At 54.5% G+C, this 17,353-nt stretch carries 16 protein-coding genes and 1 tRNA gene; 15 read left to right on the forward strand and 2 right to left on the reverse strand.

Annotation, left to right across the window (positions count from 1 at the left end; genetic code table 11):
• The first annotated feature begins 27 nt into the window (after positions 1-27).
• The 3 genes from E4U03_RS00515 (at position 28) to E4U03_RS00525 (ending at position 2,504) form a co-directional block, all read left to right on the forward strand.
• Positions 28-897, forward strand: a complete 870-nt coding sequence (locus E4U03_RS00515; protein WP_135011045.1) for a phage holin family protein — start codon at positions 28-30, stop codon at positions 895-897.
• A gap of 212 nt (positions 898-1,109) precedes the next feature.
• Positions 1,110-2,315, forward strand: a complete 1,206-nt coding sequence (locus tag E4U03_RS00520; protein ID WP_135011046.1) for a glycosyltransferase — start codon at positions 1,110-1,112, stop codon at positions 2,313-2,315.
• 115 nt (positions 2,316-2,430) lie between these two features.
• Positions 2,431-2,504, forward strand: a tRNA-Ile gene (locus E4U03_RS00525).
• Here E4U03_RS00525 and E4U03_RS13660 read toward each other — a convergent pair.
• A complete protein-coding gene (locus E4U03_RS13660; protein WP_135011064.1) occupies positions 2,464-2,862 on the reverse strand; it encodes a helix-turn-helix domain-containing protein in 399 nt (132 codons plus the stop codon). The two genes, E4U03_RS00525 and E4U03_RS13660, sit on opposite strands and share 41 nt — an antisense overlap.
• 110 nt (positions 2,863-2,972) lie before the next feature.
• Here E4U03_RS13660 and E4U03_RS00535 point away from each other — a divergent pair, with 110 nt between their 5' ends.
• Positions 2,973-3,215, forward strand: coding sequence for a hypothetical protein (locus E4U03_RS00535; RefSeq protein ID WP_135011047.1), 243 nt, complete (start codon positions 2,973-2,975; stop codon positions 3,213-3,215).
• Positions 3,216-3,291: 76 nt separating this feature from the next.
• On the opposite strand, the gene E4U03_RS00540 is transcribed toward E4U03_RS00535, so the two are convergent.
• Positions 3,292-4,080, reverse strand: a complete 789-nt coding sequence (locus E4U03_RS00540; protein WP_135011048.1) for a hypothetical protein — start codon at positions 4,078-4,080, stop codon at positions 3,292-3,294.
• Between the two features lie 885 nt (positions 4,081-4,965).
• On the opposite strand from E4U03_RS00540, the gene E4U03_RS00545 reads away from it, so the two are divergent.
• From E4U03_RS00545 to E4U03_RS00595, 11 genes are all read left to right on the forward strand, one after another.
• Positions 4,966-5,637, forward strand: a complete 672-nt coding sequence (locus E4U03_RS00545; RefSeq protein WP_135011049.1) for a hypothetical protein — start codon at positions 4,966-4,968, stop codon at positions 5,635-5,637.
• Between the two features lie 412 nt (positions 5,638-6,049).
• Complete coding sequence (locus tag E4U03_RS00550; protein ID WP_135011050.1) at positions 6,050-6,415, forward strand: hypothetical protein; 366 nt, start codon at positions 6,050-6,052, stop codon at positions 6,413-6,415.
• Between the two features lie 60 nt (positions 6,416-6,475).
• On the forward strand, positions 6,476-6,934 hold the full coding sequence (locus tag E4U03_RS00555) for a hypothetical protein (protein WP_135011051.1): 459 nt from the start codon (positions 6,476-6,478) through the stop codon (positions 6,932-6,934).
• A gap of 29 nt (positions 6,935-6,963) precedes the next feature.
• Positions 6,964-7,917: a hypothetical protein gene (locus E4U03_RS00560; protein WP_135011052.1), complete on the forward strand. Its 954-nt coding sequence runs from the start codon at positions 6,964-6,966 to the stop codon at positions 7,915-7,917.
• A 201-nt stretch (positions 7,918-8,118) separates the two neighbouring features.
• On the forward strand, positions 8,119-8,982 hold the full coding sequence (locus E4U03_RS00565; protein WP_135011053.1) for a DUF2637 domain-containing protein: 864 nt from the start codon (positions 8,119-8,121) through the stop codon (positions 8,980-8,982).
• Between the two features lie 47 nt (positions 8,983-9,029).
• A complete protein-coding gene (locus E4U03_RS00570; RefSeq protein WP_135011054.1) occupies positions 9,030-9,890 on the forward strand; it encodes a sigma factor in 861 nt (286 codons plus the stop codon).
• A 211-nt stretch (positions 9,891-10,101) separates the two neighbouring features.
• Positions 10,102-10,665 carry an ImmA/IrrE family metallo-endopeptidase gene (locus tag E4U03_RS00575; protein ID WP_167752209.1) on the forward strand — a complete coding sequence of 188 codons (564 nt, stop codon included), beginning with the start codon at positions 10,102-10,104 and terminating at the stop codon, positions 10,663-10,665.
• Positions 10,655-11,068, forward strand: a complete 414-nt coding sequence (locus tag E4U03_RS00580; protein WP_135011056.1) for a hypothetical protein — start codon at positions 10,655-10,657, stop codon at positions 11,066-11,068. Before E4U03_RS00575 ends, E4U03_RS00580 begins: the two co-directional genes overlap by 11 nt.
• Positions 11,069-11,494: 426 nt before the next feature.
• Positions 11,495-12,160 (forward strand): hypothetical protein, encoded by a 666-nt coding sequence (locus tag E4U03_RS00585; RefSeq protein WP_135011057.1) that lies wholly within the window; start codon positions 11,495-11,497, stop codon positions 12,158-12,160.
• A 269-nt stretch (positions 12,161-12,429) separates the two neighbouring features.
• Positions 12,430-15,606: an LPXTG cell wall anchor domain-containing protein gene (locus tag E4U03_RS00590; RefSeq protein ID WP_135011058.1), complete on the forward strand. Its 3,177-nt coding sequence runs from the start codon at positions 12,430-12,432 to the stop codon at positions 15,604-15,606.
• Between the two features lie 191 nt (positions 15,607-15,797).
• The gene (locus E4U03_RS00595) at positions 15,798-16,742 is read left to right on the forward strand and encodes a DUF3800 domain-containing protein (RefSeq protein ID WP_135011059.1); all 945 of its coding nucleotides are present in this window, start codon (positions 15,798-15,800) and stop codon (positions 16,740-16,742) included.
• Positions 16,743-17,353: the final 611 nt, after the last annotated feature.

Genomic DNA, 17,353 nt, shown 5'->3' on the forward strand with positions numbered 1-17,353 from the left:
GCTTATCGACACAGAGAGAGGTGGCACATGACCACTCCTAACGACCTGAACGGCTCACGCCGAGCCCAGGGTCTGCGCGCTGGCTTCAACAACATCAAAGCTAGCGTTACGAACGTGGCTGACGCAGGCAAGGTGCTCACCAACCTAGCCCCTAAGCAGCTCAAAGACGAAATCCAGATCGCCAAGATTGAGGTTAAAGAAAAGGGCATCGCCCTGGGCAAGGGCGCCGCGGTTGCCGCAGTAGCCCTAGTCTTCGCCCTTTTCATGGCTATCGCCCTGGTCATCCTGGCCTACGTTGGCCTGGCCTCCATCATGCCTAACTGGGCGGCAGCTCTGGTTCTGTTCGTCCTCTTCCTGCTCCTTGCCGGCATCGCTGGTCTGGTCGGCTTCAAGATGATTAAGGCCCAGCTGCCCTTCAAGCCTGAATCAGCTATCTTTGGTCTGCTCTACGACCTGGGCGTGCTGAAGGAAGGCTCCGCCATGACCTCCAAGCGCCTCAAGCGCGAGCAGGCTGAGAAGGCAGAAGCCAAGAAGGCCGAGCAGAAGCCAGAGGAGAAGAAGGACGGCAGCGAGCAGCAGGCACCCGCTACCCCCGCCCCCAGCAAGGAACAGCTCCTGCAGCGCACCAAGCAGCGCCGCGAGCACCTCAAGACCCTGCGCGACGACATCGAGGCCTACTCACGCGACGTGCAGGCCGGTGCCCAGGGCCTGGTGCAGAACGCCAAGACCTCCGCAAAGAATGCTCCTGCTACCGCCGCTGACGGTGGTAAGAAGCTGGCCGCAAACGCCTCGAACCCCGAGACCCTGCAGGCCCACTGGAAGTCCTTTGCAACCCTGGCAGCTTCCCTGGGAGCCTTCTTCGTCTTCCTCGGCAAGCTCATTAGCCGCCGCAAGTAAGACCCTGCCCTGCCTCAGATGAGGCGGCACAAGCGTCCTTGCACACAGGCCCGCCCCGGCAGAACCGCTGGGGCGGGCCTGGCTTTTTGGGCCAGTAGGGGCGCGGACGCCTGTGAGCCCCGTCGAATCCGCCGCCGGGCTGATGCAGAGCTACCGAAAACCCTGTAAGGTCAGTGTGATACTGAACGAAGAGACTTTGAAAGGGCCCCTGCATGGCTGATCAGCCCCTGACCGTCCTCATTAGCGCCGATACCTACCCGCCCGACATCAACGGGGCTGCCCAGTTCTCATCCCGCCTTGCTCACGCCCTGGCTGACCGTGGCCATACCGTGCACGTGATGGCGCCCAAGCAGGAGAAGGGCGTTACTAGCCGTTATACGGTGGACGGCATCGTGGAGCACCGTATGCGCTCCCACAGGGTTGTTACTCACCCCTACATGCGCCTGAACTTCCCCTGGGGGATTTACGCTGAGGCTGACCGTCTGGTGCAGGAGATTCAGCCCGATGTGATTCACATTCAGTGCCACTACATCATTGGGCGGGTGCTGGCCCGTATCGGCGCTAAGCGCGGTGTACGAGTTGTGGCCACGAACCACGTGATGCCCGAAAATATCACCCCCTTCCTGCCCTTCAACGAGCGCGTTAATGCTGTGCTCGAGAAGATTTCGTGGAGCGATATGCGCCGGGTGCTCAGCCGGGCGGCCGTGGTCACCACCCCCACCCAGATTGGTGCGGACGCCATGGAAAGTGCCGGTAGGTTCAGCCGCCCGGTCATGCCGGTGTCTAACGGTATTCAGAGTTCTGACTATGAGCTTGCGCCGGGGGAGACCATTGAGAAGCCTGCCGGTGAGCTGACGATTTTCTTTGCCGGGCGTCTGGCGGTTGAAAAAAATATCGATGTGCTGATTGAGGGGTTCTCGCGGCTGCCTGCCGAGCTATTGCAGCAGACCGTGCTTGAGGTCGCTGGTACCGGTGAGATTCTTGGTGAGCTACAGGCTAAAGCTGCCGCTTGCGGGGTAGCTGACCGGGTTCGCTTCTTGGGGTACGTCTCTGACGAGGAACTACGCGCTGGCTACCTGCGGGCCGATGTCTTCTGCCAGCCGGGTACCGCTGAGCTGCAGTCGCTGGTGACCTTGGAGGCTATGAGCGCTTCAAAGCCGGTGGTCCTTGCTAACGCCCTGGCCCTGCCGCACCTGGTTGATTCGGGGAAGAACGGCTACCTTTTTACCCCGGGGGATACGGCGGAGCTGGCTGCCCGCCTGGCCGATGTGCTGAGCCTGCCCGAGGATGAGCGGAAGGCCATGGGGGAGCGCTCCCGCCAGATGGTAGCCCGCCATGCCGCCGAAAAGACCTGGGAGACCTTTGAATCTCTCTACCGCTCTAACGAGCTCTATGATCGGTTCCTGACGGAACGATAGGAGCGATTACAGGCTCAAGCCTTACGCCAGATATGCGGACGCCCGTGGTTTGGCTTCATCTGCCCTTTTCGGTATTCTTAGAGGCAGTGTCAAGCTCGCTAGAGCCTGGTGCTGTGGGGCCTTAGCTCAGCTGGTCAGAGCAGGGGACTCATAATCCCTTGGTCGCGGGTTCAAGCCCCGCAGGCCCTACCCCAGCTAACACTGGTTCAGCGTTAGCAACCATTTGATAAGTCGTCCCGTTCGGAATGAATCCGATCGGGGCGACTTTTTTCTTGCCCTTCTCGTCCTCAAAGTAGCTGGGGGAGGGGACTCGCTGGTTGGTGAGGGCTTCACCTAGAAGCTCATCTAGTGATAACCCTAGAGTCCCTGCAATAGTCAGTAAATCATCGAAGCTGAAAGCAACTCGTCCTTTCATCTTGTCCGATAGGCTACCTGAGCTAATAGAGAGGGCATCGGCAAGTTTGGATTGGGGCATCTCTGCCCTAGCGAGAGCGCTCTTTATCTCTCGAGCAAGTACATGCCTTGAAGTAATCAATGCGTTAGTCATAGCAATAGTATACCGTTTAGCCTGTATGGTGGTCGGGTAAAACGATGAAAAATACCGATTTTCGGAGTTTTCTGCTTGAGATGCTCCGAAAAACGGAGTATCTTGCAGGTATGTCCGAGAAAATGAGAATAGAGCAGGTTGTAGCTCGCAACGTCAAAGCCGAGGCGGCCCGTTACGACCTCAGCAACGAAGACCTAGAAAAAATCCTAGGCAAAAGCAAAACCGCCCTTCACGCCCGCCTAGTTGGCGACGTCGAGTTCCGCACCAGCGAACTATCAGCCCTAGCAAACGCGATGGGCATCGACGTCATCGACTTCTTCGCAGGAACCTCACGAAAGCTAGCCCACCAGTGAAGTATCCCAGGCAAGAAAAAACTGCCCCCTACAAGGCGGAAAACCAAGTCGGTAGGCAGTTTGGCAGAAGAGAAAACTACTTCTCATCCTTCTTATCAGCGTTTTCATACATATGGAAGACCTCCTGCATTTGGGAAATTGACAAAGGCCTAACGGTCACACTGGGCTCATGCTCATCATCGTTATGCCGCAAAAAGGGACTGTGCCTATCCGCAAGCTCCCCGAAGCCTTCATCTTCGCGGTCATCAGGATCTAGCTCCACCGAACTAGAACGTTCTCGTTGGCGCAAAATCTCCCGCAATTGCTCATTAGAGAGCTCACCAACAGGGATATCTCCAATTCCTGGCAAGAGCTCTACATCCAATGGCTTAGATGGGTCTGAGTCCTCAAGAGCAGGCGGCTGGTCAGTTTCTTCTAAAGGCTGTTCCGAGGAAGAAGGCCTAGGGATGTACAGGGCCTTCCAAACTAGATAACCCACCCAGGAATACCCCTTCTGCAACGACAGAAGAAGCCAATACACCACAAGGGCCAGCCAAAGTAGAACCCGACGTCGGGCCCGCAGCAAGGAGTAAGGCGTATGCCACTTGACCCATTTATTCATTTGAGAGGCAGGGACAATGCTATGGATGTTCTCACGCCGAATGTAGAGCACCTGACCACCTCGATGATAGCCGTACCCGAAGTTGTCTTGCGAGACGTTCATCAGGAGCAGATCACCTGGTTTTGGTCTCATACCCCAGAACCAGCTATCGTGCTCACTCTGGTACTTCCAAGAGAAGAGAACGCTCTTAGTACCGTTCCTGGCTATTTGGTAGTTCTGGGCGACCGAAAAGACCTGAAGGTTCGTCTGTTCGGCATAGTCCAAGGTTCGCTGTACTCGTTCAACGGAGCTCGGAGGACGTATTACTGGCTTTTTCACGGTAAACCTCCCGTAATCTCAACGTTTCTTCCCAGCCTACCGATGATGACTTCCAGAAAGGTGCAAAATGCCTAATTTTCCTCTAAAAAGTTCTGATTATCAGGGAGATTTCGATGTCCCCATCTCAATGCTAACTGCCCCTGTTGAGAGCAGTGAGAAGGCGGCCTTGTAATGGCTCTTCACCATATCCAGTGGGCCATCAATCAGGATGTGAATAACGCTGAATACAAGGTGCTGATTCAGCTTGCGAACCTGTGTGACGGCCGAGGTGTCTACGCTGAAGGTCAAAACCCTTTGGCGGCTACTACAGGGCTGAAAGAGCGTGCAGTACGCGAAGCTATCAAAAAACTTCGAGCTCTCGACTTGATCCATACAGAGCGCCAAAGCGGTACTTTTTCCACCGGTCGTGCTCCAGATCTTGTAGTTCTTCACCTTGAGAATGAGAAGTATCTGCTTCCTGGTTATGTTCTAACACCAGGAGAGGCTGAGGAAATTCGACGTCGCCGTGAGGCTAATGAGACTTTTGATGAGTTTGGTATTTCACCTAGTCACACGCTACCGGCAAAATCTGCCGGTAGCGGTATTGAGCCTGTGGATAACTTTTCTCGAAAAAACGTTTTGCCTAGTCGCACGCTACCGGCAGAAAATGCCGGTAAGGTAAGACTTACCGGCACGCTACCGCCGGTAGGGTTACAAGAATCTGCCGGTAGCGCAGAAAGTGCCTTAAAGGGAACCGCGCGCGCGACGCGCGCGGCAAAAGGAAATCTTTTGACTGATCTTAATCAGTCAATCAGTCAGTCAGTCACTTCAAGTGCAAGCGCGCGAGAAAAAATGACTGACGGACTGACCGACCGAGAGGCGACCGAGCAAAAAACCTCACCGGCCCGCCCAGAGCAGCTCACGGCTGGGCTGCCTGCCACGAGCTCAGCTGCGACCAAGCGATCCGAGCACCAGTCGCCGGAGGAAAAATCCCCCATCATCAACGGCGTCAAGCTCTCAGCCCTGCGTTCCATGCTCGAAGCCAAGCATGGCTTCTCCCTGGGACACATCAACGACGCTGCGCTGGGGCAAATGGTCACCATCGTGATCTCCCGGGCCTCTGCCCCGGTCCGCTCACCGCTGGCTTTCGCCATCACGGCCATCAGCTCAGAAATCGAAGAACTTCACTCACTGGCTCTGTCCCTGCTGGAGGCTGAAGCCACCCAGAGCGCGCCCCGAGAGTTTTGCAACACCCACACTCGCGAGTTCACCGGCTCCTGCCCGCTGTGCGCCAAGGAAGCTACCGGCCAGCTCAAAATCCTCACCCCCGAAAGCTCCGAGTCAGCTCCCGTTGACCGCCAGGCGGGGGTGGCCTTCCGGGAAAGCATCCGAGCCCGCCGTAAGACCAAAAACGGCTCTCCGGTGAAGAATTCTGCACAGGAACATCCTGGCTTGGGTGGGCGTATACCCCTCAAAAGCCTGCAGGGGCCCCTTAGGCGGCCTGAAAGTCCCTCTGTGGCATGAAGACCTATCGGATTTAAAAAAGTCGCTTAGAAGCCAAAATAACCGCTTTTGAAACATGCCCCTCCTGAACCCAAACAAAAATCCACGAAAGGACACCACGATGAATATCTACCCCAATGCCGCCTCGGCTCAGTCACACTCGATGAGCCCAATGGGCAAAAATGCCTGCTACGACCGGCTACGAGAGCCACTGATGGCAAAGCTGCAACCCCACATGAACACTCACCCCGTCAGCTACGTCGTTGTGGGCTCACTCGGACGAGGAAAGACCTTCACTCCACCCGGTCTAAACCTGCCTTCGGTCACACCGTGGTGGTCAGGCGTGGCGAGCTGGACATAAGCCCTCCAAGTGCAGCCGCACCCCCCTAAAAAAGCACCTCTAAAAACACACCCTGAAAGGACAAACGCCACTATGGCTAACACCACCACCAGCTCAAAGACATTCGAGCCCAAGACCGCAGAGCTCACCACCGTAGCTGAGCCTGAAACCAACAGCACCACCAAACTCCTGGCCCAGCTCGAAACCATCCTGCTCACCGCAGCTAAGAACTTTGGGCGCTTTGCAGTAGCTGCCATCATCACCTTTATCGGGATGTTCTTCGGCCCCTCATTAGCCCTGGTGCAGGTCTATGGTGAACCGCTCAAGCACCGTTCAGGCTCTGTGCTTGAGGCGGCTGGGATTGGTGCAGCAGGGGGAATGACGCTCGTTATCAGCCTGTGGGGAATCTACTTCATCGGCAAGACCATCATCGACGTTATCCGCACCAGCCGCCACTAAAGCCGCTAGGCAATACACCATCTCACACCTCACCACTCTCGACCTGAAAGGAAAGGCCAGATGACCACCCGCACCCATACTGAGACCTCGGCTGCGCAGCTCCAGGACTCTAGCACTGCGCCCCAACAGCAGAACCTTCACCCCTTTGAGCTAACCGACGAGGAAGTTGCATTGCTGCATGACGCACTTCGCCACGGGAGCCATATGGTGCCCGTAGCGTCCACTGGTTTGCCGGTGGGGGTATCTGTTCTGCCTCTGCTGGCCTATAGGCACCGGATTTGGGAAGCCATGGGCTTTGAAAGTTTTGAGGACTATCTGGAGTGCGAGTTTTACGAGCTGGGTTTTACTCCCCGGGGTGCTGCTGTAGAGCCGGCAATTCGCTATTACGCCTCCTATGGGCTGAGTGCTGCAACTATCAGCGCGATCACCGCCCTGCCACAAGGCCACATCGAACACGTACTTGCCAGCTACGACGGCCGCACATTCACACCCTTACGCCCCTTCAACCCAACCCGCTAGCAATAGCAACCACCAGAACTGAGGACACCATGACCGCAACACTCAAACTGCTCGATGACCCAACACCCACCCACCTGCCCGCACCTGATGAGGCAATCACCGGGGAATTCGTTACTCTGCTGAGCAAAGAAGAAGCTCGCAAGCTCACCGCAAACCTGCACCAAAATCTAGAAAACGCCCAAGAGCTCATCATCGAAGCATTCGAGAAAAGGGTCTGGCTTTCCTTAGGCTACAAGTCCTGGAACGCCTACATCACCTACGAGTTCACCGGCCTGACCCTCACTCCACCCAAAGAAGACCGGCTTACCGCTGTTATCTCCTACGCTCAGGCCGGTATGAGCACCCGAGCCATCAGCGCCGTCACCGGCCTATCAGTCGGTAGCATCAGCCGTCTCCAGTCCAAGGCCCGCGAAACCGGTCTACTTGGGCAAGAGCGAGAGAGTGTCGGACTCGATGGAAAAGTGCGTCACTACCGCACAACTGATCCTAGCGACAAGGCCAATGAGCTAGGCATTGACCTTGATGCAGCTATTCTCGATACCCCGGCCTCTGCCTTCGGTATCGGGGCTCTCAAAGAGAGCAAGCCCAAGAACACATCTAAGTCCTCGGCACCTGCAAGCAAGCCAACCAAGGACACAGTTGCCAGCAAGGACAAAGATTCAACTGTTCCAAATGGAACAGTTGAAGAGGGTCCAGCCGATGACCTGCTCAACACCGGGTTTGAAAACATCAGCTACCTCATGGGCCAGCTCACCGAACAAATCCAGAACCTGGTCATGAGCAACAACGATAAGAACTTCACAAGTCAGCAGTACCCCTACAGCCTGGTACAAGAGCTGCTGCGCTCCATGGCATCAAGCGCTCACCTGCTCAAGCGTCTGAACCTGGGCCCGGACTTGCTCGGGGAGCACGAGCAGGTAGCAAGCCAGCTGGAAACAATCGTGACCAACCTGGATGCCGAACTAGAAGCTATTCGCCAGTAACACGCTGAAAATAGCAACAAAAAGAGGTGGCACCCTGGCTCAGGGCCATGGGAGCCACCTCGTTCATTATGAGGACACCGACGGTTTCTTAGGGAATACCCCGCCTTCGCGTAGCGGAAGAAACCAGCTCAAACGTAGAAACCAGAACCATGGGGTGTGAGCTTTCTCGGTGCCCTAAGACTATCAGAAAAAGCAAAGCACGTGAAAAGTATCAAAAATCAAACCAGAATCAACCCGGACTCCCGCCCCATGCTGTGGGTAACCGTTCTGCTGGTTTTCATGCTGGGGCTGACCTCCTTCATGGTTTCCTTCAATGGCCTGCACGACGTCGCTGGCTGGGTTGGGCTCCCCATCTGGATGCGGTGGACGGTTCCCATTTTTATCGACATCGCCATCCTTGCTTACTCCATGGCCGCTGTTATTCATCGCACGCGTGGGGAGCCGGTAGCGCTGACCTGGGCTACCTTGGCAGTTTTCACGCTGATCTCAGTTATTGCTAATGGGGCTCACGCGCTGGCTGTGGGGGAGGGGCAGATAGCTCTTCAGTCCTGGATTGGCGCGGCCATTGCTGCGGCGGCCCCCTTGAGCGTTTTTGCCGCAACCGAAGAGCTCTCCCGGCTGGCCTTTGGCACCGATGAACCGGCCCAGATACAGAGTGCGGCCACGGTGGATGAAGAGCAGATGGCTGTCATCAGGGAGCTGACTTCATACCAGGAACCTGACCCCATTGAGCACACCGAGCAACAGCTACCGGCAACCATCGAGGAAAACCCAGAAGCCGAGCCCTCGAGCGCTGAACCAGTCACCGAGGTGGTAGCCCCAGCTGAGGATGAGCCAGAAGAACTAGTTGAAGTCGCAGTAGCCAGCACAGTCACACAGGCTCATGAGAGCAACGAAGACCCAGATTTTGATGTACTGCGGCCCTGGATTCAAGAGCAAATTCAGCAGGGCAAGCGCATTACCGGGGCCAAAGCAGGGGAACTCATCGGCAAGTCCTCCCGCACCGGCCTCAATAAAATCAACGCCCTACGCCAGAGCGAACCGGCCCTGTTCACCGGCGAATAACCCTCCCCCTGGGCATCCACCCTCACCGCCAGAAAGAAACACCAGCCATGAGTCAGAGCATCACCACAGACCAATGGACAAGTGACCGCATCAGCGCCTGGGAAAAAACCCGCGATAGTATCGCCCGCACCCTGGGCTACCACCACCGCGACAGCATCGATGATGTGCACCAGGAAGTCTTTTTGGCTGCCACCAAGTCAATGCACAGCTTTGACCCGACACTGGGGAACTTCAACCAGTGGATCAGCGGGGTTGCCAATAAGCAGGCGGCAAACTTCTTGAAGAAGACCTACCGGAACTACCTGCTGGCAGAAGAAGCCATCAGCGTTGCCCAGGCCTCCAATAGCTACATGCACACCACGGAAGCAGACCACGCCGATGAGGTCATTGCTCAGCTTGATACCTTGGTGCGGGTATCACGGGTACTGAAAATTGTGGAGGGCACATTTGATGAGCGGCTCTACCTGCGGTCTATTGCTTTGATTCGTGACTTTGATGGTGATTATGCGGTGGCGGCCCGACGTCTGGGGGTGGAGGTGGCGGCTCTACGTGAATCTCACCGGCAGATGATGGAGCTGGCTCAGGTCATTGACCGCGCATTAGAGGGGCACTATCTTCGGGCCAAGGCTGGCCTGGCAGGGGAGGCAGTAACAGTTCGTGAGATTCTGGGATGTTTCCCTGACCCGGATGCTGGTGAGATTGACCGTACTTGGATGCGCGCGGTTCCGCTGGCGGTAATGAGTGCAGGGGCCTTTGCTGTGGAGCGTGCCGAACTGGTGGCTAAAGTTTCACAGCTTACTGGTTACTCTCTGGTATCTGCCCGCCACATTATTGCCCGCTGTGAAAGGCTTTGCGTTGTGGCTAGGGCTGTCCTTGAATCAGGGGAGGCTCTACATGCAGATGGGTAAGGTGCGAGCGGAAATTATCGGCTGGATGAAGGTAAGTCGTGACCTAGCCTATGGAACATCTGTCTTCCGACAAGATAGAGTTAGGAGCGAAAGGTCATATATACAATCTGCTACATTAGGTTTCCAAAGCTATCGCTCAGCTATACCTAGCGTCTCAGATGGTCGTACTTCACTACACCCGCACACACATCTACATAGAGGAGGTTACAGCATGGTTGCTATTTCCCCATCCCGTACACTTCCAGTCTGGCAAGCTGCCCGATATGAGGCGCGGCAGCTTCTTGAAAGCAAGGTCTGGGATGGCACCTATCCGGTGAAGATAACTCCCTTTGCCCGGGCACTTGATGTCAATGTTAACTACACTGATTTGGAACATGTTTCTGGCCTCATCGTGAAAAAGGGACGAGATATACCCGCTGAGGTACTTCTCAATAGCAAGGAGTCTTACCAGCGTCGCCGTTTTACGCTTGCACATGAGCTTGGGCACTTGATTGAACGTTCTACGATTAGTGGGGATCAGCAGTTCGATTTCGTGGACTTGCGCCCAGATCCTTTGTTTACGGCTCAGAATAGCACCTACAATTTACACGAGTTTTACGCGGATGAGTTCGCAGGTTCTCTCTTAATGCCCGCGACTAAAGTGGAAGAGCTGCGCAGTGAAGGGTGGTCAGTTGCACGTATGGCAGCATTCTTTGACGTGACGCCCTCTGCTATGTCTAAGCGAATTGAGCGATTGATGAAACACGATGAATCTAAGGTGCCAGATGCCCTCTAGCGAGAGTGCAGACTCCGTAGAATACGATGCTCCTGCTGGTCTATCTGAGCTAGATCAAAATGTCGGTAGCCAGTTGAGTTCTGGTTCTGTTTCGGCAAATTTATCCATGGGCCTTGAGCTGTTGGAAGAAGCCAAAAAGGATCGAGAGCAGCAGAGAAAGCAGAGAAAACACCTCTTTATCACTGTGTTGGTGATTGTCGTCTTGTCTATTCTTTGCGTCGGAGGCTTGATTTGTTGGGTCGCTCTACGTCCTGATGGTGCGAATGTTTCTGATGGAGTACTCATAGCGTTTATTTCAGCATCAGCTGTACAGTCCTTTGCACTTCTCTCCATCTTGGTACGTTCGCTGTTTCCGATTTCCTCACTTCTGCCCTCCAAAAAACAGGCTGATAAAGAAGAGTAGAACTACCAATGTTCCGTGTGAACAAGAACTTGCCTGCTCTCTTTCAAGGCAAGCGAAAGTCCGGCCACCTTGGCTACGCGCTCTGCGCGTGGTGAGGTGGCCGGACTTTTGCGCGGCAGCGACGGTCAAGCACGGTGCTTGCGCCTGGGGTGCGGGGGCGGCGGTAGCCCCCGCGTGTGTTTAATTCGGTTGGCTACTTCTTCTTGGGTCGCTTGCGTATAGCTAGGGCAAGGTTTGCTCTTGCGTAAATTAGGGCCTGTTTTCGCGCAAACTGAATTTTCAGTCGTTGCTAAGAGCTCTCAGTCGACCCTCTTTAACCGCTATGGAGGTATGCGTTTTAGGCTTAGTTGAAGCTCGTATCGTGACTGCTGGTTAGAATGGTTCTTACTGCCGAACTACTACTCGCTATGGAGAGAATACCGACTGATGGCTACTCAGATACGAACCGCTGACTTCGATGCATGGGTGCAGTCTCTAGGAAAAGAAGTCACGATGAGTGAGGTTAGCAAGAAGTCTGGCATTCCAGAACCTACGCTTTCTCATCAGCGGAAAGAAGAGAGAATCAAGCCCACTACGGTGCTGAAAACAGCTGCTGGGTTTGGTAAGCACAAGCTGATGGAGCTTGCCTCGTTTGATGGGTTCGGGGGCTTGTGGCCTCTGCCAGATGAGTTGCCGTGGCTTGCCTGTGTCTCCCCGGTCGATATTGCAGTTGAGTTGATGGGTCGCCGTCAGATTGTTGAGCCTGCTCCTGATTATGTTTTTGAGGTGGCGGAGGATGCCTGTACTCGCTGGCACTCCCTGATTGATGGGGGAGCTAAGCGTATGGAGGTTGCAGAGTGTTTGGGTATGCCGAAGAATCGGTACTCTCGGTTGGTGGTTGCTAATTCCTTGCGGTTTGAGACGGTACTTGATATTGCTGCCTATTTTGGTGTGTTGCCGCATGTGGGTTTAGTGGCTTGTGGGTATTTGACGCTTAGTGACATTGGGGTTCTGGATGTGCCAGATGCTCTAGCTCGTGTTGGTGACGAGGTTTTGCTGGCGGAACTTGAAGCTAGACAGAAGGTTTTTCTGAAGTTTTTGGCTGGTTCGTAGTTTGAAATTCAACTGTTGTTGTGCGGTATTTTTGAGCAAGTAGTTTCTTTCGTAAAAGGCAAAATTATAGAAAAAGAACTATAATAAAAGAGTTGGTGGGGTGACCTTCTGGAAGCCTCCCAGCGCGAGAAAGTAAGAGATTCTTCTTTCCTCTGAAGGTGCGAGTGAACAAGACCCCTGCCCCAGGGACCCCCGAAACCCTGGGGCAGGGAACCCTCTCCTCTTGCACCACCACACACCATTGAAATCACCAGAAAGGACACCCTCCCGTGTCACACGCACCCTTTAAGGTCCTAGCCACCAAGACCGGCGCTCTGTGCGCCACTGGCCTTGTCGCCACCTCCATCTTCGCCTCCATGCCCGCCGCCGACGCGGTTGATACTGGCTCATTTGGCTCAGTTATCAGCGCATCGGAAGCAGAATCAACCACCCGCGAAGTTCCTGTCGATAACTCAGCCCTGCTCGCTGCTGTTGCGGCTGCTAAGGACGCAGGCCTGAACATCACCGAAACCCAGGTTAAGACCATCACCACCGGCACCACCGTTGAGGTACAGGCAGCCCTCGACACCATCACCACCGAGTACCAGGCCAAGATTGCCGAGCTCACCACGAAAACCACCCAGTACAAAAAGGATGTTGCAGCTGCCAAAGCAGCCTACGAAACCGAAAAAGAAGCCACCAACAAACACAACGCAGAACTCAAAGCCGACTACGAGGCCAAACTAGCTACCTACCAGCAAGCCAAAGCCGACTATGATAAGGCCAAGGCAGCCTACGATGAGCTCGTAGCAGCCCAAATCACCGACGCAGACCCCACCGTAGCCCTGACCCCCGAAACCCTGGCCTACGCCCAGACCATCAGCATCAACGAAAACCGCAACTCCCTAGCCTCCATCGACGGGGCCACCATTACCCGCGAGTTCACCGCTGATAACCCAACCAACACCGACTACATCTACAACTCCGATATCGTCAAAGTCGTCTCAGCCCACGACGGGATGAACTTCTCAGCAACCTGGGATAAGGCCGTGACCACCAGCGACGGACGTCAGCTAGATGCCAAACTGACCTTCTCTAATATCATCACCGCCTCCACCGACGGACTTGCTGGAACTAACCGCCCAGCAGAAATTGCCGTCTACTCCAACTACTCTGACTCCATTGCCATGTGGCTGGTTGCTGGTGGTACCGTAACAGTCCAGTACTTTGATGATGCAACCGGAGCAGAATACGATAAGGACTTTTACCAGACTGCCGGCTCTCTGAATAATCAGGGACTACGGGCAGAATTTGCCTCACCCATCATTGACCCCGAAGCTAAAATCAAGGCGACCTTCTTGAATCAGGGTTCTTGGGTCTCTAAGGCTGTTGAGCCTGTCTACGGTAAGGCCTCACAGATTACTGACACCGGTTTCCGCCTGGTAGCCGGGCAGCCTCATGGTGTCTCAGATGAAAGCGATGAAGCTCTGTCCCTGCTGGGTGTGACCTTCCTGGGTTCTTCTGGTATGTCCTTTAATGTGGGTACCTCGGGTGTCACTGAGGCAGCTGACCCCCTGCCGGATGAGAATTATTGGGCTTGGTATAACCACCTGATGCTTTCTGCTAATACGGTTGCTCCTACTGCCAGTGAGCCGGTTGCCCCGGTTGAACCTAAGGAGCCCGAATATGCTCCTGCCCCGGTCTATGATGCCCCTGAGGTTGCCTCAGTCTCTTATCAGCTCACTAAGCTTTCTGCTCCTATCCCTGTGGTAGAGAAAATCGCTAAGGACGAGGGTAAGAAAGTCATCGCCGGGGAAACCACCACCCAGACCATCTCTTACGCCACCGGCTACACCACCCCCGAATCCTTTGTCATTGGGGACCATATCTACTTCACCGAGGACGGCCGTATGCCCGTTTCCGTGAACATGGATGACATCAAGGTCACTGACGAGAGCGGGGCGGACGTCACCGAGCTCTTCGCCATCACCGCTGAGGACGGCGTTCATAAAGGTAAGGCCGGGCACCAGATTCTAGCGACCGCCAAGAACCCCGAGCAGCTCAAGCTCAATACCACCTACACCCTGCACGTGAACCAGACCTCCCTTTTCGACGGCGTTGCTGATACCCTCATTGATGCTGGTTTCGCGATTCAAAATGACGAGCTACAGTACACCTCGGATAAGACCTACCATGAGCCAACTATCAATCCCTCAAAGGTCGATACCTCAGCTGTCGATGGCTCCAACATCGACGGTAAGACCGTAACCGTCGGGGACACCATCTCTTATAAGCTGGTGGAGGACACTACCGGCCTGGTGGACACCACCACTGCGGTGAAGGTCTCGGGTATGGTTGATGATTTTGATGAGCGCTACGGTCAGATTGACGCCTCTGCGGTGCGTGTCTATCAGGTTCCCGGCGATACCGACACCTCCACCCCCGAGGCAGTATCAGCTGCCGTGAAACTCGCAACGGCCAAGGACGTGACCGACTCCTACACCATCACCAGCGGTGAGGTAGACGGGTTCACCAACGGCGGCGCTGTAGGCATCTCTTCCATGATGAAGACCGATGGCGGCAAGGTTGTTCTGCCGATGGGCTACAAGTACATCCACGTACTGCCCTACACCGTGACCGCAAACGCCGATGGGGACATCATCAATACCGCCTGGCAGGTCACTAACGAGCACCGCACCCAGACTGAAACCGTTGCGAACAAGCTCAAGGAAATTAACCCCACCAAGGACGTTGTGATCAACGTTGGTGATTCGGACTCGATTGACGGTACTGAGATTGCTCTGAACACGGTTTTCAATTATCAGTTGAACTCCTCAACCTTGCCGGCTGACCGCGCCGGTGCCACCGATTCCTGGTCAATCACCGACGACTGGGACGAAACTAAGGACGCCTACGAAGGTAACTTCAAGGTTCTTTCCCAGCATTCATTCGTTGATGAAAACGGCTCCAAGGTCGATGCCGGTGAGGACATCACCAAGTTCTTCACCGAAAGGCACGAGAACGGCGTTGTCACCTACGAAGCCACTGAGGCTTTCGTTCAGCTGATGTCTTCTGAGGCTAACCGGGCCACTGAGCAGGGTTTCAGCGTCTTTATGCAGGTGGAGCGTATCGGTACTGGTGAGGTGGAGAATACCTTTGTGGAGAACTACAACGGTGAGAAGCTGACCTCTAACACCGTGAAGACTTTCACCCCTGAGCCGATTGTGCCGGTGACCCCGACTCCTGAGGATCCGGCTGCGGTTCCGCCTGTTCCTGTGACCCCTGAGCAGTCCGAGCAGCCTGGCCAGCCTGTGGTCAAGGGTGAGGGTGCTCAGGCCGGTGGTGAAGCTCGTGTTGCCGGTATTCCCGTCAGTGGTTTGTTGACTGCTGGCGGTGTGCTGCTAGCTGGTTTGGCCGGTGTGGGTGCTTGGTTGTTGGTTGCTGGGGCCCGAAAGAAGAACAGCTAGATACCCACTTATTACCTGCGAAGCGGCTGGTAGTAGGCATCTGATAGATGCCTACTACCAGCCATCGGGGTTATGTTATTGACTTCTTGCCCCGTGAGGTCTTAGAGTATAGAGTGGTAGCAAGTTCATAGCAACTGAAGCGCCTTTCCGAGAGCCCGTCTTCGCACGGGCTCTTGTGCTATGTTTACACTATGCTTCTAGCCTATATCGATGAGTTCGGGCACATAGGTCCCTACATATCTTCAAATCATCAAAAATTCAAAGACCACCCTGTCTTTGGCTATGCTGGCTTTATTATCCCAGCACACAATGTTAGACCTATGGGTGCGTTCTTTGAATCTCTTAAAACCAATCTTCTTGCACCTGAAATAAAAGCCTCAGGGAAACACCCCAGACGATGGGAAAAGAAGGGTGCCTCTTTACTAACTGGTAGAAACATGGAGAAATACGGTCATGAGATATCACCTGCATTAAAGCGCCTCTTCAAGAAGCTCTATCGTTTGCAGGGAAAAATTGTATTTGTCGGACAGATTAAACCCATAGGTTCTAAGGCGGAGACCGGCGAAAGCACGACAGATAGAAGTAACCATGTACTGCGGCAGATTATTACTGAAATTGCTGATTATGCGGATAGTTTGGGAGAAGATGTCCTGATATTCCTAGACTCTGTTGATACCAAGACCCGCGAGGAGTCTCTCTCAGCATGTGCAAGTTTTATCTATGCATCATCATCAACGCAGTCTGTGAAAAGAGTCCTGGAAGCGCCTATGCAGCTTGAGAGCCATTTATACGGTACAACGCAATTTGCGGACTGGATTTGTGCTTTGCTGGGAAGGGCAACACATTTTCATTTTGTTGAGGACTCTGAGTTTATCTGGGCGCCTAGGCTTTTAAAGGAAGTGACGGAATGCGATGTGAAAGGAAGGCCGGTTACTCGATATTCTCGGATTCAGCATTACCAGGGGAATAAGAGAAAAAAGAGGCCTATAGGGATTTCGTCTATTCAACAGGGGAAGAAATTTTTGGATTCACAGCCTAGAGAGCAGAAGAGCGAGAAAATGACTCATCGGGTTGGGCAGGAATTTCCTGAGCTTAAAGATTTCTATAGAACTTTGCAGAGAGGAAGCAGTGGGTAGGAGCGGTTTGAGGTGGTGGGGTCTATTGTGGTTCTGCATTCTAACTGTGATGGTATGTGCAGTTGTAATACTAGGTGCTTTCTATTCCGGATGGAGCGTTAAGGGCGGTCTGGTCTATGCTCCGTATCAGCTGCGTCACCCGGATGCCAGTGGGGAAGTCTTTGAGCAGGACGGCCAAGAATATTATGAGCCTGCCTATGGGTTCATGGCTGAGAATGCTGCTGATCCGGCGGCTGGGTTTTCTACTCCGCAGGTGAAGAACCTAACCCCAACTCCTGTGCAGTGTACCGGTGAGGCGTTGGGGGAGGTGGTCCCTGAGCCCGGTTCGTGGGTGGTGCCGTCACTGCCTGATGGAGCTGGTGGGGATGCTACCGGGTATTTCACGGATGGGTTGTTTTCTGATGGTATTCCGTCTGCTCCGGGCGGGGAGCGGTCGGTACTATCGGCGCCGTTGGGGACGGTAGGTAAGGCCTCTGTGTTGGCGGGGCATGTGAACCTTGACTATCCTGATGACCGGCTCTCTGGGTGGGGTCTGTTGCATTACGTTGATAGGTGCGCGCATGTGTATATCACGGATGAGGCAGGTGTGACCCGTGAGTACCAGGTAATTG

Source organism: Rothia nasimurium (assembly GCF_004569295.1).
Taxonomy (GTDB): domain Bacteria; phylum Actinomycetota; class Actinomycetes; order Actinomycetales; family Micrococcaceae; genus Rothia; species Rothia nasimurium_B.